The following is a 19921-nucleotide window of genomic DNA, read 5'->3' on the forward strand; positions in this document are numbered from 1 at the left end:
ATCATAAATTAAAGTAAAAAACCTCGAAAAATCGAGGTTAATTATTAAAGAAAGTAACTTAGAATACTGTTTCTTCTTCCATTGTAAATTTCACATTATTTTCAATCCATTTACGACGAGGTTCAACTTTATCCCCCATCAGTACTGAAACACGTTTCTCTGCTTGAGCTGCATCATCAATGGTCACTTGAATCAATGTCCGAGTTTCTGGGTCCATTGTTGTTTCCCAAAGTTGGTCAGCATTCATTTCTCCAAGTCCTTTATAACGTTGCAAATTAGCATTTTTACCAAATTGCTTGCGAAGTTCTGCTAACTCACCATCTGTCCAAGCATACTCAATTTTTTCTTTTTTGCCTTTTCCTTCACTCATTTTATAAAGTGGTGGAAGGGCAATATAGACATGACCCGCTTCAACCAATGGTTTCATATAGCGATAGAAGAAAGTCAATAAGAGCGTTTGAATGTGTGCTCCATCAGTATCGGCATCGGTCATAATAATGATTTTGTCATAATTACGGTCGGCCAAGGTAAAATCTGCCCCAACGCCTGCACCAATGGTATAAATCATTGTATTGATTTCCTCATTTTTGAGAATATCTTGCATCTTAGCTTTTTCGGTGTTAATGACTTTACCACGCAAAGGCAAAATGGCTTGGAATTTACGATCTCTTCCTTGTTTAGCGGACCCTCCGGCAGAATCTCCTTCGACCAAATAAAGTTCATTTTTATTTGGATTTTTTGTTTGAGCAGGGGTTAATTTACCAGACAAAAGTCCTTTGTCTTTTTTAGATTTCTTTCCATTTCGTGAATCTTCACGCGCTTTACGAGCCGCTTCACGAGCCTCACGGGCTTTGATTGCTTTACGAATCAAATTTTGCGCTAATTCGCCATTTTCCATCAAATAGAAACTTAGTTTCTCAGAAACCAAAGAATCAACAACTGGACGAGCTAAAGGAGAACCCAATTTATCTTTGGTTTGTCCTTCAAATTGGAGATGTTCCTCAGGAATTAAAACTGACAAGACGGCTGTCAAACCTTCACGATAATCCGAACCTTCGAGATTTTTATCTTTCTCTTTGAGTAAATTTACTTTACGAGCATATTCATTCATTGCTTTCGTAATTGCCGTCTTCAAACCTGCTTCGTGCGTTCCGCCATCTTTTGTTCGGACATTATTGACGAATGAAAGAATGTTTTCTGAATAGCCATCATTATATTGAAGGGCAACTTCAACTTCAAAACCATCTTGTTTTCCTTCAAAATAAAGAACTGGAGTCAAACTGTCTTTATCTTCATTAAGATAAGAAACGAAATCTTGAACCCCATTTTCATAATGAAATTCTTCTTTTTCATCTGTTCGTTTATCTTCAAGACTAATCGTCACTTCTTTTAAAAGAAAAGCAGACTCATTTAGTCGTTCTGAAATGATATTATATTTAAATTCTGTTGTCGAAAAAATGCTAGAATCCGGCATGAAGGTAACTTTAGTCCCTGTTTTAGACTTTGGTGCTTTCCCAATTTTTACTAAAGTTGTCGCTGGATGTCCACCATTTTCAAAACGTTGACGATAAACAGTCCCGTCACGAGTAATTTCAACTTCTAACCAAGTCGAGAGGGCATTTACGACTGAAGATCCAACACCATGGAGTCCACCAGAAGTTTTATAACCCCCTTGACCAAATTTACCACCTGCGTGCAAAATAGTAAAAATTACTTCCACAGTGGGAATACCCATGGCGTGTTTCCCAACTGGCATTCCCCGTCCTTCATCTTCTACTGATAAAGAACCATCAGCATTAATGGTCACTGAAATTCTGTTACCAAAGCCAGATAAAGCTTCATCAACCGCATTATCTACAATTTCCCAAACCAAATGGTGCAAACCAGTTCCGTCAGTTGATCCAATATACATTCCTGGACGTTTTCTGACAGCATCCAATCCTTCAAGAACCTGAATCGCACTGTCATCATAGTTATTAATATCTATTACCATTTATTTTCCTCTCATCGAAAGCCTATATCTTCTATCTAAATCACTATTTTTTTATCCACAATGAGCTAATAAAAAATATTCATCTTGATTATTGTACCTTGTTCAGAAAGCTTTGTCAAAGGACTGCTGACAATTTTTTCATCTAATAGTGAGAATTTTTCCAAAAGTAAGTGAAGATGTTTCAATATTGTCAGTAATCTTTATTAAAAATATGATATAATTGTACAGTTAAAAGAGATTATCGATTTTAAACGAAATAAACTTCGGAGAACTTATGCTTACTATTATTCTTCTTCTCATTGCCAGCTATCTTTTAGGGGCAATTCCATTTGGCTTATGGATTGGCAAGATTTTTTTCAAAAAAAATCTCCATGACTATGGCTCAGGAAATACTGGAACAACCAATACTTTTAGAATTCTAGGTGTAAAGGCAGGAATTTCAGTTTTTGCTTTTGACTTACTAAAGGGGACACTTGCTACTCTTTTACCCCTTTTCTTCCATATCAATGGTGTTTCACCTCTAATTTTCGGTCTTCTTGCTGTCATTGGACATACTTTTTCAATATTCGACCGCTTTAAAGGTGGTAAAGCTGTTGCAACTTCTGCTGGTGTGATTCTTGGATTTAGTCCGCTCTTCTTAATTTACCTTCTTGTTGTCTTTATCATTGTCCTATGGCTTTTTAGCATGATTAGTCTCTCTAGTGTGATAGGTGCTGTATTTGCTTCATTGGGAATTCTTATTTTCCCTAGCATCGGATTTATTCTTACTTCCTACGACCTTTTATTCTCAATTATTATTTTTGTTTTAGCAATTATTATTATTTTACGACATAGAACAAATCTCAAAAGAATCAAAAATCATTGCGAATCCCTTGTCCCATTTGGTTTAAACTTATCAAAACAAAAAGAAAAATAGCACAATATGTTGTGTTATTTTTATAATTTTACATAATTCAACACAATATCTAGTATCTTTAATTTGACTAGATATTTTTTTTACGATAAAATAAGACTATAAAAAGTTGAGAAAAAGTCAAAGACTTTTTACTCTCACTAATAAAATACGTTTGTCCTCAAAGGAGATTTAAAATGGTTACAGTCTATTCTAAAAACAATTGTATGCAATGCAAAATGGTCAAAAAATGGCTCTCAGAACATGAAATTGCCTTCGATGAAATCAATATCGATGAACAACCTGAATTTGTTGAAAAAGTGATTGAAATGGGATTTCGTGCTGCACCTGTCATTACTAAAGATGACTTTGCCTTCTCTGGTTTCCGTCCTAGCGAATTAGCAAAGTTGGCTTAATATGAAACTTGCTTATTTCAGTGTGACTGGGCAAACACGTCGCTTTGTTTCCAAAACAAACTTACCAAATGTCGAAATCAGTCCTGACGATGATATAGAAATGAATGAACCTTTTCTTTTGATAACGCCAAGTTATGCCGAAGAATCTCCAACTGTTTCTAAATCAATAGATGTTATGGACCCTGTTTTTGACTTTATGGCTTATAATGATAATTATAAACATTGTCTAGGAATTATTGGTACAGGAAATCGTAATTTCGCAGGTATTTATATTTTTACTGCTAAAGAACTTTCTGCAAAATACCAAATTCCGCTTTTATATGATTTTGAGTTTAATGGTACACCAGCCGATGTTGCTGCTGTCGAAAAACTCGCTACACAGCTTGACAAAGGAGCGAAAGTCACCTTCAAAAATCCGCTGTGATTTTATGGCTTCACCTTAATGAGTGAAGCCTCTTTATTTTTAACTTTTTATTTCTATTAATTAGTTTGAACTTATTATAATATTAGAGTTCATCCCTCTGTTCTTTATGGTTGAACGCTTTAAGAAAGGTCACTTATGTCTCTAAAACAACTTAAAGATGTAACTTATTTCAAGCTTAATAACGAGATTAATATTCCCGTTAATGGTAGCATTCCTCTTGCTAAAGATAAAGAAGCAATTACTGCTTTTTTTAAAGAAAATGTCGAACCTAATCGTTATGAAGCCGATACATATATCGATAAACTCAATTGGCTCGTTAAAGAAGAATATCTAGAAGCTGAGTTTCTTGAAAAATATAAACCCGAATTTATTACCAATCTTCGGAAAGAATTGAGTAAATTTGAATTTCATTTTGATTCATTTATGGCTGCTTACAAATTTTATAATCAATATGCCATGAAAAACAATGACGGTTCTCTCTATCTTGAAGATTTTGAAGACCGTGTGTTAATGAATGCTTTATACATGGCTGACGGCGATGAAAAATTAGCTAATAATCTTGCTTTTGCAATGATTAATCGTCGTTATCAACCTGCGACTCCGACTTTTCTAAATGCTGGACGTAAGCGTCGTGGTGAATTTGTTTCTTGTTTCCTTCTACAATTAACTGATGATATGAATTCAATTGGACGAACAATTAACTCTGCCTTGCAACTTTCTAAAAATGGTGGTGGTGTTGGTCTAAACTTGACTAATTTACGTGCTGCTGGTGCACCTATCAAAGGTTACGATGGAGTGGCAGCTGGTGTCGTTCCTGTCATGAAACTTTTTGAAGACGCCTTTTCTTATGCCAATCAATTGGGGCAACGTCAAGGTGCTGGTGTTGTTTATTTATCACTATTCCATCCAGATATTATGGAATTCTTGTCCACTAAAAAAGAAAATGCGGATGAAAAAATTCGTGTTAAAACACTCTCTCTTGGGGTTACTGTTCCTGATAAATTCTATGAATTGGTTAAAAAGGGAGAAACAATGTATCTCTTTGAGCCATATTTTGTTGAAAAATATTATGGTAAACCTTTTGCCGAAGTCGATATTACAGCTGAATATGACAAAATGGTAGCCAATCCAGAAATTCGTAAAACATCGATTAATGCCCGTGAACTTGAACAAGAACTTTCAAAACTTCAACAAGAATCTGGTTATCCTTACATCGTAAATGTTGACACAGTCAATCAAGCTAACCCTGTTGATGGTGTAATTTCAATGTCTAACCTTTGTTCTGAAATTTTGCAAGTCCAAACGCCTTCTGTTTTGAACGATGACCAAACTTATAAGGTGGTTGGAACTGACGTCGCTTGTAACTTGGGTTCAACTAATGTTTTGAATATGATGACTTCTAGCAATGAATTTGGAACTTCTATTGAAGCAATGGTTCGCGCTTTAACTTTCATCTCCGAAACTTCAAACCTCGATACTGTTCCAACTGTTCGTAAAGGTAATGATGAAATGCATGCGATTGGGCTTGGAGCAATGGGCTTACATTCTTTCTTAGCACAAAATCAAATTCATTATGACAGCAAAGAAGCCGTTGAATTTACTAGTGTTTATTTCATGTTGTTGAACTATTATACTTTAGTGGCTTCAAATAAATTAGCTGTTGAAAAAGGGTCTAGCTTCAAGAATTTTGAAAAATCTGCCTATGCTGATGGTTCTTATTTTGATAAATATTTAACACATGATTATTTTGCAGCTGTCTCTTCTAAAGTTCAAGAACTTTTCAAAGGGATTGCTGTTCCAACAATCGAGGATTGGACTGCTTTACGTGACACAGTAAAAACTTCTGGACTCTATAATTCATACCGTATGGCTGTGGCTCCAAATGGTTCTATTTCTTATATCAATGACTGTTCTTCTTCTATTCACCCAATTGTCAATCGCATCGAAGAACGTCAAGAAAAGAAAGTTGGGAAAATTTATTATCCAGCTGCTGGACTTGCCACTGAAACAATTCCTTATTACAAATCAGCTTATGATACAGATATGCGTGCAGTAATTGACGTTTATGCAGCTGCTACAGAACATGTTGACCAAGGTTTGTCACTCACTTTATTTATGCGTTCAACTTTACCTGAAGGTCTCTATGAATGGAAAGTGGCAAATAATAAAATGACAACTCGTGACTTGTCTATTTTGCGTAACTATGCTTACAAAAAAGGAATCAAAACAATTTACTACATTCGTACATTTACTGACGACCAAGAAGAAGTCGGTGCTAACCAATGTGAAAGTTGCGTTATTTAATACAACAGAAGCATTGGTGCTAAAGCATCTATTGCTTCTACGGAAGCCGCTAAGACGGACTTTCTATTTTCTTACTTGTTTTCATTCATTAAAGTATCATCAATGAATGAAAATGGGGTAAGCATTTGCGAAATGTTCTAAAACGATTATTGACATTAACTTTTGATAAATTATCGAAAGTTTTTGGTCTAATGAGTCCCTATTTTTACTGACAGCTTCGTTGGTAAGTGAAAATTTACTGACAGAATTTATGACTAAGCTAAAAATACTGACAGTATTTTCTGTCAGTAAATAAATGAGAGAAAGGAATTGAGTTTGCCCTTTTTAAAGCAGGCTCATATCTTAAAATATGTCTGAAACTGAAAATCTTACTGTCCCCACTTATTACAGTGCCATTGACTGGAATTCTATTGAGGATTCTATTGACAAATATACTTGGGAAAAATTAACAAGTCAATTTTGGTTAGATACTCGTGTTCCTGTATCTAACGATTTAGATGACTGGCGTAAACTTCCTCAATTGGAACGTGATACCTTTGCTAAGGCCTTTGCTGGTTTGACATTGCTTGATACTTTGCAATCTGTTGATGGTGCTGAAGTGCTCAAACATGATGCAAGAACACCTCAAGAAATTGCCTGTTTCAACAATATCCAATTTATGGAATCTGTTCATGCAAAGTCTTATTCAACAATTTTTTCAACTCTAAACACGAAAAAAGAAATTGAAGAACTTTTTAATTGGGTAGATACCAATGTTTATATGCAAACAAAAGCCGAAATCATCAATAAAATTTATGAATCTGGTACTCCTTTGCAAAAGAAAGTGGCTTCTGTTTTCCTTGAAACTTGCCTCTTCTACTCTGGTTTCTATACCCCTTTGCGCTATCTTGGAAATAACAAAATGATTAACTCAGCGGAAATTATTAAATTAATTATTCGTGATGAGTCAGTTCACGGTACTTATATTGGTTACAAATTCCAACTTGGTTTTAATGAGTTATCTGAAGATGAGCAAGGTGAATTCCGTGATTGGATGTATGAATTGCTTTATCAACTTTATGAAAATGAAGAAAAATATTCTCATTTACTTTATGACAAAGTTGGTTGGACTGATGAAGTTTTAACTTTCTTGCGTTATAATGCCAATAAAGCTTTGATGAATCTTGGACAAGATCCACTTTTCCCTGATACCGCAGCAGACGTTAACCCAGTGGTTATGAATGGAATTTCAACTTCGTCATCAAACCACGACTTCTTCTCACAAGTTGGTAATTCATACCTTCTTGGTGAAGTGGAAGCCATGTCTGATGAAGATTATGAGATCTAATTAAACAAATTTAAGAGTCTGTCAGTAAATAAGTAAAAACTTATTTACTGACAGCTTTTTTTAGCAAAAAAAGAGAAGATTTAACTTCTCTTTTATTTTTATTAAATTTTAAGGAAACGACGCATTGATAAGAGGGCTCCAAATGAACCAATCAAAATACCAATCACGGCCATCAATCCAACTATTGCAGGAATGAACTCTTTAGGAGCAAACATTGCAAGTTTTTGTGACTGAAGACTTGGTGTCAAGCTAACAAAAGCAAGACGATAAGCCCAAGCAACAATAAGTCCTGGAATAATTGAACCTAAAAGTCCAACCCAAGCGCCTTCCAAGAAGAAAGGCCAACGGATATAACCATTTTTAGCCCCAACCAGACGCATAATTTGAATTTCACGTTGTCTTGATAGGATAGTAATTCGAATGGTGTTAGAAATCAAGAAGACAGCAACGAAAATTAACAGAATAGCCGCTGCAGTTCCCCAAGTTCGAATTCCCTGAGCAATTTGGAAAAGTTTTGCAGTATTTGCACCACCATAAGTAGCTTTTTCAATTCCTGAAAGTTTTGATATTTTTGAAGTGACTGATTTTACATTTGCTGGTTTATCAGCTTCAACAATATAAGCATCGTAAAGTGGATTGGCATCACCTTTAAAGAGATTCCAGTTATTTCCTAAGGCCTTTGTCAGTTCTTTCAACTGAGCTTCTTTACTTGAGAATTCAACTGTTTTTACATTAGGAACTTTTTTGATTGAATCGTAAATCTTCAGGTGGTCAGGATTATTGATTGTTTTTTTATTATCTTTTGGATCTTGAATTTTTGTCTCTTGATCATGAACATCTAATTTCATGTAGGCAACAATCCGAACATTGTTTTCAATCCCATTAGATATTTTTGAAGTATTCAAGATAACTGAAAGGAAAAGTCCAACTAAAACTAAAGTAATTGTTACTGATGAAACAGCCGCAACTGTCATCCAACCATTACGTTTTAAGTTTTTGAGCGACTCCAAAAGGTGTTTGAAGAAATTTCTAATCATCGTAGCCGTAAACTCCTTCCTCTTGGTCGCGGACAATTCGTCCGTTTTCAATTGCGATAACACGATGTTTTAAAGTGTTAACGATTTGGCTATTGTGGGTTGCCATCAAAATGGTTGTCCCTTGAAGATTAATTTTTTCAAGCAGATTCATGATTTCCCAAGAGTTTTCAGGGTCTAAGTTCCCTGTAGGTTCATCAGCAATCAATACTTTTGGTGCATTGGCAATTGAACGAGCAATTGCTACACGCTGCTGTTCCCCACCTGAGAGTTCATTTGGAAATGAACGAATTTTGTGTTTCAGACCAACAAGGTCAAGCACTTCATTCACTCGTTTTTTAATTTCACGAGGACTTTTCCCAATAACTTCCATGGCGTAGGAGATATTTTCAAAAACAGTTTTCTTTGGCAAAAGTTTATAGTCTTGGAAAACAACTCCAACAGAGCGACGAAGCATTGGCACATCACGACGTTTTAATTTAGATAAATCATATTGCGCAACTGTTCCAGAACCACGGTCAATCTTTAATTCACGATAAAGTAGTTTGATAAAGGTCGATTTCCCGGCTCCTGATGGACCAACGATATAGGTAAATTCTCCCGGCTCAATTTCAAGCGAGATATTACGCAAAGCCGTTGTTCCATTAGAATATTTCTTGGAAACGTTGCTTAATTTTATAATACTCATAGTACCTTTCCTATGCTAGATTTTTCTTCCAAGTCCTAACAAACGTTAAGCCTCGTCCGTAAAATCCATTTTTTTAATCACTATGGATGTTTTTAAATCCTGCTCTCAAAAAACAAGAAAACGGGCACACATGTACCTTTTCTTTTTTTCTAAAATAACAGAACTTTTAGCCCTACTGACAGCTTCATAGAATGAATCATCAATTGAACTCTTATAATTATATCAAAATAAAAGTGCTTTAGGTGGCACTTTTATTTTATAACCTTTTCATTAATAACTTTAATATTTCGTAAACATTTCAAACATACGAAACTTTAATTTATAATCTACAAGTTCCAACGGAGATAGGCATTTATAAACCCGTCCAATTCTCCGTCCATCACATTTGAAATTTGTCCAGTTTCATAACCAGTACGCGTATCTTTAACTAATTGATAAGGCATGAATACGTATGAACGAATTTGACTTCCCCAAGAAATTTCTGATTGGTCGCCACGAAGTTCATCAACTTCAGCTTGCTTTTTATCCATTTCTAATTGATAGAGTTTCGATTTCAGCATAGCCATCGCTTTATCCCGGTTACCATATTGCGTTCTATCCATTGTAGATTGCACAACAATTCCCGTTGGGATGTGAGTCAAACGCACACCAGTAGAGACTTTATTGACATTTTGTCCACCAGCTCCACCCGAACGGAAAGTATCCATTTTAACATCGGCATCACGAACATCTACTTCAATAGAATCGTCCAACTCAGGCATCACATCAACTGAGGTAAATGAAGTATGACGACGATTGGCTGAATCAAAAGGTGAAATACGTACTAAACGATGTACTCCTTTTTCTCCTCTCAAAAAACCATAAGCATTTCGTCCAACAAATCGAAGGGCAACTGATTTCAATCCGGCAACATCTCCGTCTTGATAGTCGAGAATTTCAACCTTAAATCCATGTGCTTCGCCCCAACGAGTGTACATCCGCATCAACATTGAGCCCCAGTCCTGCGACTCTGTTCCCCCAGAACCTGGGTGAATTTCAAGAACAGCATTCATATGGTCATAAGGTTGATTGAGCATAATTTCAAGCTCATAAGATTCAATTTTTTGACCGAGCGCAATTGTCATTTCCTCTAACTCAGCTTGCATCTCTTCGTCAGCTTCTTCTTGAAGCATCTCAAGCATCGTTTGCGCTTCCTCAAGCATATTATTCATCGCTTGATAATTGTCATACTTGGCTTTCAAAGCATTTGATTCATCAATCACTTTTTGAGCCGCTGCTTGATCATTCCAAAATTCAGGTTGAGCCATATCGTTTTCTAAAAGAGCTATTTCTTCTTCCAAACGCTCAAGATCTAATGATTCCCGAAAGCCATTAATCTTCTCAGCATATCCTTCAAGTAAATTTCTAATTTCTGATAATTCCATAGTAGCATTATACCATATTCACCACTTATAAGCCTAAAGTAAGCTATTCAATAGATAAGGATTCATCAAAAATTTATTTATTAGATAGAACTTCTATCACATGCTATAATTTTATTATGACTAAAAAAAGACGCTTGGCTGTGATTTCTGATTTTCATATGGATTCTAATCATTTTTCTCAAGAAGAAATTGATATTTTTCTGTCTCTTTTAAAGGATTTAAAGATTACAGATTTACATTTTGCTGGTGATATTTCAAATGATTTTCACGGAATTTCCGAACCATTTTTCAAGCAAATAGAATTACTGACAGAGCTATCAGTCACTTACAATCTTGGAAATCACGATATGGTTGGTCTTTCTGAAGAAGAAATTTCTGTCAGTAATTTTCAAGTAAAAACTTTTGCTTCTACTGCTTTTGTCAGTTTCCACGGTTGGTATGATTATTCTTTCATGACTGGAAAAATTGATATAAAAAAAATCATAGCTTTTAAAAATTCATTTTATTTTGATAGAAAAATTCATCGTCAATTTGATGATACCAAGATAACAAATCTTGAATTACAGAAATTAGAAAAGTTACTGACAGAACTATCAGCAAATCCTAAGATTGATAGAATTATTGTCAGTACTCATTTCGTTCCTCATCAGCAATTTATCATTAATACTCGTTATGAAAAATTTGCCCGATTTAATGCCTACTTAGGTTCGCAACATTTTCATGAAACCTTTAAGAAATTTCCCAAAATCAGTGATGTTATTTTTGGTCATCTTCATCAAAGACGCTTGCCATTAACTTTTGATAAAGTCCTCTATCACGCTCATCCACTAGGCTATCCTTATGAATAGCAGATGATTAATCACTTTTTAGAAGAATATCCGCAGTATCAAATTGCCGAAAACTGGCATTTGCGCAAAAGATACAATGCGATCCGCAAAAGTTCCGATTGGTTAAAATTTCGTAAAGCCCATTTGTGGGAAGAATTTCAGTCTGCCTTGACAATTTTTGACTTGGATGACTAATATTTCTTGATAGTATAAAAACACAGTTCTACTACATAAAAATAAAAAAATCCGAACAATTATTAGTAATTTATTGCTTAAACTAAACATTTTTACTGTAAATTTCATTTAAAAAATGGTATATTAATAGATGAGAACTTTGAATTGAGAAAGAGAGAATAGCCTTGAAAATTCCGAAAGAAGGCGACTTCATCACGATTCAAAGCTATAAACATGATGGGAATCTTCATCGCACTTGGCGCGATACGATGGTTCTAAAAACAAATGAAAATTCAATTATTGGAGTAAACGATCACACATTAGTGACAGAATCTGACGACCGTCGTTGGGTGACACGCGAACCTGCTATTGTTTACTTCCACAAAAAGTTTTGGTTTAACATCATTGCTATGATTCGTGAGGAAGGCGTTAGCTACTACTGCAATCTAGCGAGCCCCTTCGTCCTCGATAACGAAGCGCTGAAATATATTGATTACGACCTTGACGTGAAGGTCTTCAAAGATGGAGAAAAAAAATTACTCGATGTTGAAGAATATGAACGCCACCGCCGCAAAATGCACTATCCAAAAGAAATTGATCATATTCTAAAAGAAAATGTCAAAATTCTTGTTGACTGGATTAACAATGAAAAAGGACCTTTTTCTAAAGAGTACGTCGAGATTTGGTACAATCGTTATCATCAGTTAAAAAAATAGTTACTGACTTTCTGTCAGTAACTTTTTTATTTATTCTTGATTTTTAAGTCCTTCTTGTTCTCTAGCCTGTCTACGATACCCTAAACTGTAAAAACCAGCAACAAAAATTGATCCACCTAAGAGATTTCCAAGATAAACAAACAAGAAATTATGAGCAAAATCTAGCCAGCTCGCTCCATTTTCAAAAATTGCTGCAGGAATAACAAAAGCATTTGCAATACTATGTTGAAAACCAATCGCAACAAAAGCCATCACTGGAAACCAAACGGCCAATATTTTCCCTGCCGCATCCTTTGCTCCGTAACACATCCACATAGCTAAACCAACGAACCAATTACAACCAATCCCTGATAGAAATTCTTGTGACCAACTCGCATTAATCTTTGCTTGAGCCAAACTCAAAAGTTCCGTCTTATAATCTCCTGTACCAGTCAATCCTACGAGATGTCCAAAGACGAAAGCGACAAAAATTGCTCCAATCACATTAAACAAAGTAATAATCAACCAATTTTTAAGCAAATCACTCAAACTTACCTTTTTAGCAAATAATGAAGTTGATACAGCTGTCATATTTGAAGTGATTAACTCACCACCTCCCAATAAGATAACAATTAAGCCAATTGGAAAGACACTTGCTCCGATTAAGCTCGCAAGACTTCCTAATTCCTCAGCAACGGAAGCTACTACTCTAATATAAAGTAAATAACCAAAGGAAATCATTGCTCCGCCAATAAAACCAAGCACAGCTTTTTCTAAAAATGGACGTTTAATTTTTTCCTGACCGTGGTGAATGGTCGCAGATAAAATTTCTGCCGGATTCATCATGATAATTTTTCTCCTGAAAGCGTATTTATAAAATAACTCATTCATTCTATCATAAATTTCTTATTAATGCTAAGAAATACTGTAAAATCAGGCTTATACGACATTTTGTTGTTCATTTTACAATTTAAAAGTCAAGCTATTCGCTATTTACTTCCTAATATATCATTCATAAAATCTGCAACTGAACGACTAGTATTTTCCAATGCTTCAGTTGAATTATTATATAGAGCGTATAATTCACCCTTATTCAGTTTATTATCTTTCTTATTTAACTCTTCTTCTACCACCTCATCAATCGCCTTCTCTTTATCAGGTGACGATATAATTATATGGGTATTCTTCGCAAAATTATCTAAACTTTTCTCATTTACTTCATTGTTTTTAGGATTCAATATTTTAGGTGTGACTGCTTTAGTGGCCAAGACTCCCAGCTCACTCCCCGGTTTTTTTAGATAATTAAAAGCGCCAAATGTAAATACACTTGCAAGAGCAGCAAAAATAATAATTTTTTTCATAATTCTCCCCTAAATCTTAATTTATATATATTTATTTTACTATACTTAGAAAGTACTATTCTTACACTTTTGAAAGTAATCTATAAAATATCAATTTTCATAAAAAAAAAGCTATCAATTATGATAGCTTTTTTATTTATTTTACCCCGTGATTAAATCGCGTCTTCTATAAGCTCCAAAGCCAAGTAAAACTAAGAAGACAGATAAAATTAATATGAATAAAACGGTAGGAAGATTCATTTTCTCAACTGGCAATTTAGGAATATAGTTATAAATGCTTAAATTTTCAAGCCATTTTGGCAAAGATAATAATTTTCCAAGATAAGTCATAAAAAGTAAGAAAGCAAGATATACCCAAATTAATTCTGCCAAACGAGGCACAAGCCCAAGTAACAGACTAAGTATTGCTAAAACAAATATGACAGCAACAAGCCAAATCATGCCAGATTTCATAATTTCTAAGAAGCTCAAAGCATTTTTATTACCCAACTGTTCAATAAATATTCCAAAAAGCGCTAAAAACTGAGCTAAAATTACTGACAGAATAGCTATCAGTAAATAAGTGGAATACACTTTTAGTCGTGAAAGTGGTAAAGCATAAAGAGCTTCCAGACGATTTTTTCTTTCCTCGCTCACCATTTTTGTCAGTAAAATTACACCAAACGCTGCGATTAAGATTGACAATATCGAAAACAGAGTGACCATGAAGTTTCCTCTAATCGCACTCGCTGCCGTTTCATTCCCAACAAAAAGCTCCTTAACGGTTTTATTACTTGAAATAAATTGGTCCATTTGTCCAAACATTGAACCATAAACTAAGCCCAGAACAAAACTTGCCAAAAGCCAACCGATAATCATCTTTTTTTCAAGATTCAAAACGAGACCAGGAAATCCGAAATGTCCCTTTTTCCCATGAAGTCGCGCCTTTCTTTCGGGAAGATACCCCACTCCCACATCTCTTTTAAGCTCTAGAATATAGGATATTCCTAAAATTAGAAAAGCTAAGAGAAAAGTCAAAAAGACAGCTAACCAATTTTCATGACCTTTAACATATGGAAAAGCTAGATAAGACCAAGACAGAGGATTGAACCAATCTATGGAAAGATTTGTTACATCTGTTAGCATTCGAACAATATATAACAAACCCAGTAAACCAAATGTCATCCCTTTAGTTGTACTTGCTTCAGAGAAAATTTGACCGAAAAGTAAAGCAAACATTCCCCAAAGGAAACCCTGAGCGCTTGTTGTGAAAGCAAATAGAAAATTACTTTCTAAATGATTCAAGCCAGCCACGTTTTGGACCTCTATTGAAAGAGCTAATAAGACAGCCATTATTAAATTTAAGAGCAAAAGTTCCATGACTAAAGCAGTCGTATTTGCCAATTTTCCAATAGAGTAAGACCGAAAAAGTTCTGTAATCCCATCATCTTCTTCTTTTCTGCTTCGATTAACAACATAAATAATCGAAATGATAGCGAAAGTCAGCCCCGTAATTAAAGTCATGGTTTGACCAAAAATCGGCCCCAGACTATAATTAGTTGGATTATTTATTGGAGTTGGTCCAAATAATCCGACCATTGCTGGATTTTTGACAAACATTGTATAAAGAGTACTAGCCGTCGCCGGATTCGAGGCAACTTCCATTTTCCCTGCCCCTGAAGCAGCAAAAGCAAGCATTCCTAAAATCCAGAAAACTAACTTAAACCAATCCCTTTTTATTAAAGTCTTAAATAAAACTCCTGTATTATAAAGTGGTTGTTTCATAGTAAGCCCCCTATTGATAATGTCGCATAAACAGATCTTCAAGTGTTGGTGGTGTGGCTTCCAGCTTCTTTACCCCATAAAGTAAGAGTGTTTTTAAAATTTCATCTATTGCATCTGAATCGGCTTGAAATGTCGCTTCATTCTCTTTAATTTGTAAATCATGAACAGAAGATAATTCTTTTAAGCCAACAGCTTCTTGTTCCGTTTCAACTTTATACTGATATCTGGTCAAATGTCGCAAGTCATCAAGTGTGCCTGTTTCAACAATCTCTCCTTTTCGGATCACCGCTACTCTATCAGCTAATTTTTCAACTTCTGATAAAATATGACTTGATAAAATAATTGCTTTGCCAGCAGCTTTTAGTGCTTTTACTTCTTCTTGAAAAACGGCTTCCATAAGTGGATCCAAACCACTCGTTGGCTCATCAAAAATATAGAGCTCAGCCTCAGTTGCTAAAGCAGCAATGAGCGCAATCTTTTGTCGATTTCCTTTAGAATAAGAGCGAACTTTTTTCTTAGGATTTAAATCAAACTTTTTAATTAATTGGTCTCGTTTTTCTTGATTGCTTGCTCCATGAAGTTTTAAAAATAAATCAATCGTTTCTCCGCCAGATAAATTTGGCCAAAGGTAAACATCCCTTGGAACATAAGCAATTTTTTTATGAATCTCAATTGAATCTTGCCAGACATCCTTACCAAAAATTTGAACTTTTCCTTGGGTCGCTCGAATGATTCCAAGCAAAATTCTAATTGTTGCTGATTTCCCAGCACCATTAGGGCCAATATAGCCAAGAACTTCTCCAGCATTTACCTCAAAAGAAACATCTTTTAAGGCTTGAAATTGACCAAAGTTTTTTTGAAGTCCTTTTACCTCAACTAACTTATACATCTTTCTTCCTCCTGAATTTTATCCTCTATTATCATAAAATGTACTGAATCATTACTTATAGTTCATATTGTACGCTTACATTTGAAATAGTTCAAGAAAAAAGCTATAATTTTTGATAGTAAATACCAAATCCAATCAAGTTGAAAGGAACTTTTATGAATCAAACAGAAAAAAAGAAAAAAGCGATTCTAGAAACCACTTTTCACTTATTAAACCAAAAAACAATTAGAGAAATTACCGTTGACGAAATTGCCCACAAAGCGGATGTTTCAAAAGTGACACTCTTTAAATATTTTCATAGCAAAAATCAATTGATTAACCAGGTTATTAGGCAAAATCTCAATCAATTGTCTTTGGAAATTAAAACTCTTATTGAAAGTAATTTAGATTTTAATCAGACTTATCAAGCAATTCTTCAATTAAAAATTCAGCAACTTGAACATTATCAGCCGATTTTTTCAGAAAACATGATGACTCAATATACAAATAGTCCTGAATTACTAGATGATGATGCCCTTTCTTTACAGAAGCAGATTTATCTATTACTTTTTCAAAAAGGCCAGGCGGAAGGAAAAATTTCTAGTGATTATAGCCAAGAAGATTTTCTTCTGATTTTAAGTATTTTCAATTCAGGAATGAAAGGTTTATCAATGAATTTACTTATAGAAAAAACTGAAATCGTTTCTCGTTTTTTCCTCAATGGGTGGAAATAAGACAAAGTATAAAAAAACTAGCAAGAATATCTAGCTAGTTTTTTTAATTCTCAATTTTTCTTAACTCATTAGCTTGTTCAACAAGTTTTCTAAGTCGGTGATTTACTCCAGATTTCCCTAAAGAGGGTTCAAGCAACTCTCCCAACTCTTTAATTGTTGCTTCAGGATTTTCTAGACGTACACGAGCAATTTCCTTTAAATTCTCTGGAAGTTGTTCTAATTCTTTTCTCTCATTAAGAAATTTAATAGCATTAATTGCTTCTTGAGCCGCCATAACTGATTTAGCAATATTAGCATTTTCAAAATTGGACTGCCGATTAGCTAAACCACGCATTTCACGCATAATCTTCGCCTCTTCAAATTTCAATCTTGCTTTCATCGCTCCAATTAAAGTCAAGAAATCCATTATTTCTTCAGCTTTTGATAAATAGAGTATCCAGCGATTTTTCCTTTCAATAACGCGCGCATTTAAACCAAAATCTCGAAAAATTTCTTGTAAATCTTCCGCATGTTCCTGATATACACTAGCAATTGATAACTGATACTCACCTTTTTCAGGATTATGGAGAGAGCCTGCCGATAAAAAAGCACCTCGTAAATAGTCCTTTTTGATAAATTCATCATTTTTAACAAATTCTGGCACACCATTATCCAACATCAACGAATCTGCTAAACTTAATTCATCTAATAATTCACTCGCACCCTCAGTTATAAAAACCGTATAAACCCGATTTTTAGAGAGCGTAGTCTTTTGATGAACACGAATTTCAGCATGAACATCGTAGAGTTCTCTTAACATTTGATAAATATATTTAGCAGTTCCAGCATTTTCAGTCGTAATCGATAAAGTTAATCCATTAAAAATACCCACAGAGCCATTCATTCTGACAAGTGCCAAAAGTGCTCCAGTTGTTGCTAAATTACTTGTTAATTCTTTTTTTACATCACTTGTGAAACTCATAATTCTTTCTATACAGGACAGGATATTTTTTCCTGCTCTATTCTTTCTGTCAGACTTTTTTCTTATAAAAATTTACTGACAAACATTCTGTCAGTAAATTATTTTAATGTCTAAACTCTTGCCTTTGTGAAATTGCAACAATTTCTTTAGCAACAGCTTCACCATTATGAAAGGCTCCGCCGTCACGAAGTTCAAGGAAGTTATTAGAGATAACGTTGACCTCTTCTGCTTTTAATGCCTCAAAGTCATGGTCAACTTGAACCAGATATTCATCAAATTTATTCGTATTCATGTATTCTTCAGGAACTTCTTGAATATTCACCAAGACAGTATCAATCACTTTTGTCCCAATATGTTCATTTAATACTCGAACATGGTCAGCATCTGAAAAATGTTCTGTTTCCCCACGCTGAGTCATGATATTACAAACATAGACAATTTTAGCCGAGGTTTTCCAAAGAGCCTCGCAGATTTCTGGAATAACGATATTAGGTAAAATCGAAGTAAAAAGTGAGCCAGGTCCCAAGACAATGGTATCTGCTTCCATAATTGATTTCACTACATTTTTGGACGCAACTGGACTATCACCACTAGCTGTTTGAGTTAAATAAACATGGTCAATCAATCCCTTATAGCTAGCAATATGACTTTCACCTAAGACCTCATGACCATCCTTAAAAACAGCATGTAAGGTCAACGCGGCATCAGACGAAGGATAAATTTTCCCTTCCACATGAAAAAATTGAGCTAATGTTTGAATTGCACGATAAGTTGAACCCTGCATTTCAGAAACTGCTGCAATAATTAGATTACCCAGAGGATGACCAGCTAATTCACCATCAGATTTATCAAAACGATATTGTAAAATATCAGCATAAAACTTGGGCATATCTGACATGGCAATTAATACATTACGCAAATCACCTGGCGGTGCAATATTCACCGCTGAACGAATTCGCCCAGAAGACCCACCATCGTCTGCCACAGTTACAATAGCCGTTAAATCAATTTTTTCTTTACGAAGTGCTTTTAAGACAACTGGAATTCCAGTTCCTCCACCAATAACTACAACTTTTGGATTGCTCATGAACGATTTACCGTTTCCTTTCTACGGTCTTTATCTCTATGACTGACATTGAGATGCCATTTATCCTTCAAAGCCGCAGAGACTCTTTCAGCAAAAGCAACCGACCGGTGTTGACCACCCGTACAACCAAAAGCGATTGTTAAAACTGATTTACCTTCTTTTTTATAAGCTGGAAGAATTGGAACTAACATTTTCATCAAATTTTCATAAAATTCTTCCGACTGTGGATGTTCCATAACATAGTCATAAACTTCTTTATCTGTTCCATTTTTATCACGTAATTCAGTAATATAATGCGGATTTGGCAAGAATCGGACGTCAAAGACTAAATCGGCATCTAAAGGCAAGCCATACTTAAATCCAAATGACATAACTTCAATTCTAAATGTAGATTCCGTACTAGAAGCAAATTTTTGTAAAATTCTTGCTCGAAGATTTCTTGGAGTCAATTCGCTTGTATCAATAACCACTTCTGAAAGATTTTTTAAATCAGCTAAAATTTCACGTTCTTTAGTAATTCCATCAAGCGTTCTACCATCAATTGCAAGAGGATGACTTCTTCTAGTTTCCTTATATCTTGAAACCAATTCAGTATCATTTGCATCTAAAAATAAAAGTTTGAAATTAACAGACCCGTTATCAGTCAATTCAGTCACAATACTTTGAATATCTTCAAAGAAAGCGCGTGAACGCATATCGACAACCAAGGCAACTTTATCAATCTTATTATCTGGTGTATTCAAAAGGCCCACAAATTTTTCAATTAAATTTGGTGGCATATTATCTACCGTGAAATAACCCATGTCCTCAAAGGATTGAATGGCAACCGTCTTACCTGCCCCAGACATCCCTGTAATAATCACAATATTGAGTTTATTCTCCATTTCTCTCCTCCATTTTCATCTTACTCTTTTAAATTTTTTCTTCAATAAATCTTACTACTTCAAT

Annotated in this window: 18 protein-coding genes and 1 pseudogene; 8 read left to right on the forward strand and 11 right to left on the reverse strand. The window is 34.8% G+C overall.

Translation table 11 applies throughout. The features are described 5' to 3' along the window. Nucleotides 1-58 precede the first annotated feature (58 nt). Nucleotides 59-1993, reverse strand: a complete 1935-nt coding sequence (gene parE / locus MHB61_RS03785) for a DNA topoisomerase IV subunit B (RefSeq protein ID WP_003130974.1) — start codon at nt 1991-1993, stop codon at nt 59-61. Between the two features lie 274 nt (nt 1994-2267). Between parE and plsY the strand changes: the two genes are divergently transcribed. From plsY to nrdF, 5 genes are all read left to right on the forward strand, one after another. Then, entirely contained in the window at nt 2268-2909 is a 642-nt protein-coding gene (gene plsY, locus MHB61_RS03790) for a glycerol-3-phosphate 1-O-acyltransferase PlsY (RefSeq protein ID WP_003130972.1), read from the forward strand. 173 nt (nt 2910-3082) lie between these two features. Beyond that, nucleotides 3083-3301, forward strand: coding sequence for a redoxin NrdH (locus MHB61_RS03795; protein WP_012897612.1), 219 nt, complete (start codon nt 3083-3085; stop codon nt 3299-3301). A 1-nt stretch (nt 3302) separates the two neighbouring features. Further along, entirely contained in the window at nt 3303-3725 is a 423-nt protein-coding gene (gene nrdI, locus MHB61_RS03800; RefSeq protein ID WP_003130968.1) for a class Ib ribonucleoside-diphosphate reductase assembly flavoprotein NrdI, read from the forward strand. 135 nt (nt 3726-3860) lie between these two features. Continuing rightward, a complete protein-coding gene (gene nrdE / locus MHB61_RS03805; RefSeq protein ID WP_003130967.1) occupies nt 3861-6029 on the forward strand; it encodes a class 1b ribonucleoside-diphosphate reductase subunit alpha in 2169 nt (722 codons plus the stop codon). Between the two features lie 349 nt (nt 6030-6378). Then, the gene (nrdF, locus tag MHB61_RS03810; RefSeq protein ID WP_003130966.1) at nt 6379-7356 is read left to right on the forward strand and encodes a class 1b ribonucleoside-diphosphate reductase subunit beta; all 978 of its coding nucleotides are present in this window, start codon (nt 6379-6381) and stop codon (nt 7354-7356) included. Nucleotides 7357-7457: 101 nt separating this feature from the next. Here the strand turns inward: nrdF and ftsX are convergent, their stop codons facing one another. The 3 genes from ftsX to prfB form a co-directional block, all read right to left on the reverse strand. Further along, entirely contained in the window at nt 7458-8393 is a 936-nt protein-coding gene (gene ftsX, locus MHB61_RS03815; RefSeq protein WP_010905664.1) for a permease-like cell division protein FtsX, read from the reverse strand. Further along, nucleotides 8386-9078 (reverse strand): cell division ATP-binding protein FtsE, encoded by a 693-nt coding sequence (ftsE, locus tag MHB61_RS03820; protein WP_003130964.1) that lies wholly within the window; start codon nt 9076-9078, stop codon nt 8386-8388. Before ftsE ends, ftsX begins: the two co-directional genes overlap by 8 nt. Nucleotides 9079-9404: 326 nt before the next feature. Further along, nucleotides 9405-10502, reverse strand: coding sequence for a peptide chain release factor 2 (gene prfB / locus MHB61_RS03825; protein ID WP_003130963.1), 1098 nt, complete (start codon nt 10500-10502; stop codon nt 9405-9407). Between the two features lie 116 nt (nt 10503-10618). Here prfB and MHB61_RS03830 point away from each other — a divergent pair. Further along, nucleotides 10619-11524 (forward strand): annotated as a pseudogene (locus MHB61_RS03830) (metallophosphoesterase). 164 nt (nt 11525-11688) lie between these two features. After that, complete coding sequence (gene ntdP / locus MHB61_RS03835) at nt 11689-12219, forward strand: nucleoside tri-diphosphate phosphatase (protein WP_003130958.1); 531 nt, start codon at nt 11689-11691, stop codon at nt 12217-12219. A gap of 30 nt (nt 12220-12249) precedes the next feature. Here ntdP and MHB61_RS03840 read toward each other — a convergent pair whose 3' ends face one another. The 4 genes from MHB61_RS03840 to MHB61_RS03855 form a co-directional block, all read right to left on the reverse strand. Beyond that, entirely contained in the window at nt 12250-13044 is a 795-nt protein-coding gene (locus tag MHB61_RS03840; protein WP_010905662.1) for a formate/nitrite transporter family protein, read from the reverse strand. A gap of 143 nt (nt 13045-13187) precedes the next feature. Beyond that, complete coding sequence (locus tag MHB61_RS03845; protein WP_003130954.1) at nt 13188-13559, reverse strand: hypothetical protein; 372 nt, start codon at nt 13557-13559, stop codon at nt 13188-13190. 141 nt (nt 13560-13700) lie between these two features. Next, nucleotides 13701-15323: an ABC transporter permease gene (locus tag MHB61_RS03850; protein WP_137016171.1), complete on the reverse strand. Its 1623-nt coding sequence runs from the start codon at nt 15321-15323 to the stop codon at nt 13701-13703. Nucleotides 15324-15333: 10 nt separating this feature from the next. Beyond that, nucleotides 15334-16212 carry an ABC transporter ATP-binding protein gene (locus MHB61_RS03855; RefSeq protein ID WP_003130950.1) on the reverse strand — a complete coding sequence of 293 codons (879 nt, stop codon included), beginning with the start codon at nt 16210-16212 and terminating at the stop codon, nt 15334-15336. A gap of 155 nt (nt 16213-16367) precedes the next feature. Here MHB61_RS03855 and MHB61_RS03860 point away from each other — a divergent pair, with 155 nt between their 5' ends. After that, the gene (locus MHB61_RS03860; RefSeq protein WP_014570516.1) at nt 16368-16925 is read left to right on the forward strand and encodes a TetR/AcrR family transcriptional regulator; all 558 of its coding nucleotides are present in this window, start codon (nt 16368-16370) and stop codon (nt 16923-16925) included. Nucleotides 16926-16968: 43 nt separating this feature from the next. Here the strand turns inward: MHB61_RS03860 and whiA are convergent, their stop codons facing one another. From whiA to rapZ, 3 genes are all read right to left on the reverse strand, one after another. After that, nucleotides 16969-17886: a DNA-binding protein WhiA gene (gene whiA / locus MHB61_RS03865; RefSeq protein WP_003130947.1), complete on the reverse strand. Its 918-nt coding sequence runs from the start codon at nt 17884-17886 to the stop codon at nt 16969-16971. Between the two features lie 103 nt (nt 17887-17989). After that, nucleotides 17990-18973, reverse strand: coding sequence for a gluconeogenesis factor YvcK family protein (locus MHB61_RS03870; protein ID WP_010905658.1), 984 nt, complete (start codon nt 18971-18973; stop codon nt 17990-17992). Beyond that, complete coding sequence (gene rapZ, locus MHB61_RS03875) at nt 18970-19857, reverse strand: RNase adapter RapZ (RefSeq protein ID WP_003130943.1); 888 nt, start codon at nt 19855-19857, stop codon at nt 18970-18972. The genes MHB61_RS03870 and rapZ overlap by 4 nt, the downstream gene beginning before the upstream one ends. Nucleotides 19858-19921: the final 64 nt, after the last annotated feature.

The organism is Lactococcus sp. FSL K6-0773, from assembly GCF_038006485.1.
Lineage (GTDB): Bacteria > Bacillota > Bacilli > Lactobacillales > Streptococcaceae > Lactococcus > Lactococcus lactis.

What these genes read in the sequence shown, in the direction of transcription:
- parE (WP_003130974.1), bottom strand. Translation starts at nt 1,993, where the DNA reads ATGGTAATAGATATTAATAACTATGATGACAGTGCGATTCAGGTTCTT.
- plsY (WP_003130972.1), top strand. Translation starts at nt 2,268, where the DNA reads ATGCTTACTATTATTCTTCTTCTCATTGCCAGCTATCTTTTAGGGGCA.
- MHB61_RS03795 (WP_012897612.1), top strand. Translation starts at nt 3,083, where the DNA reads ATGGTTACAGTCTATTCTAAAAACAATTGTATGCAATGCAAAATGGTC.
- nrdI (WP_003130968.1), top strand. Translation starts at nt 3,303, where the DNA reads ATGAAACTTGCTTATTTCAGTGTGACTGGGCAAACACGTCGCTTTGTT.
- nrdE (WP_003130967.1), top strand. Translation starts at nt 3,861, where the DNA reads ATGTCTCTAAAACAACTTAAAGATGTAACTTATTTCAAGCTTAATAAC.
- nrdF (WP_003130966.1), top strand. Translation starts at nt 6,379, where the DNA reads ATGTCTGAAACTGAAAATCTTACTGTCCCCACTTATTACAGTGCCATT.
- ftsX (WP_010905664.1), bottom strand. Translation starts at nt 8,393, where the DNA reads ATGATTAGAAATTTCTTCAAACACCTTTTGGAGTCGCTCAAAAACTTA.
- ftsE (WP_003130964.1), bottom strand. Translation starts at nt 9,078, where the DNA reads ATGAGTATTATAAAATTAAGCAACGTTTCCAAGAAATATTCTAATGGA.
- prfB (WP_003130963.1), bottom strand. Translation starts at nt 10,502, where the DNA reads ATGGAATTATCAGAAATTAGAAATTTACTTGAAGGATATGCTGAGAAG.
- MHB61_RS03840 (WP_010905662.1), bottom strand. Translation starts at nt 13,044, where the DNA reads ATGATGAATCCGGCAGAAATTTTATCTGCGACCATTCACCACGGTCAG.
- MHB61_RS03845 (WP_003130954.1), bottom strand. Translation starts at nt 13,559, where the DNA reads ATGAAAAAAATTATTATTTTTGCTGCTCTTGCAAGTGTATTTACATTT.
- MHB61_RS03850 (WP_137016171.1), bottom strand. Translation starts at nt 15,323, where the DNA reads ATGAAACAACCACTTTATAATACAGGAGTTTTATTTAAGACTTTAATA.
- MHB61_RS03855 (WP_003130950.1), bottom strand. Translation starts at nt 16,212, where the DNA reads ATGTATAAGTTAGTTGAGGTAAAAGGACTTCAAAAAAACTTTGGTCAA.
- MHB61_RS03860 (WP_014570516.1), top strand. Translation starts at nt 16,368, where the DNA reads ATGAATCAAACAGAAAAAAAGAAAAAAGCGATTCTAGAAACCACTTTT.
- whiA (WP_003130947.1), bottom strand. Translation starts at nt 17,886, where the DNA reads ATGAGTTTCACAAGTGATGTAAAAAAAGAATTAACAAGTAATTTAGCA.
- MHB61_RS03870 (WP_010905658.1), bottom strand. Translation starts at nt 18,973, where the DNA reads ATGAGCAATCCAAAAGTTGTAGTTATTGGTGGAGGAACTGGAATTCCA.
- rapZ (WP_003130943.1), bottom strand. Translation starts at nt 19,857, where the DNA reads ATGGAGAATAAACTCAATATTGTGATTATTACAGGGATGTCTGGGGCA.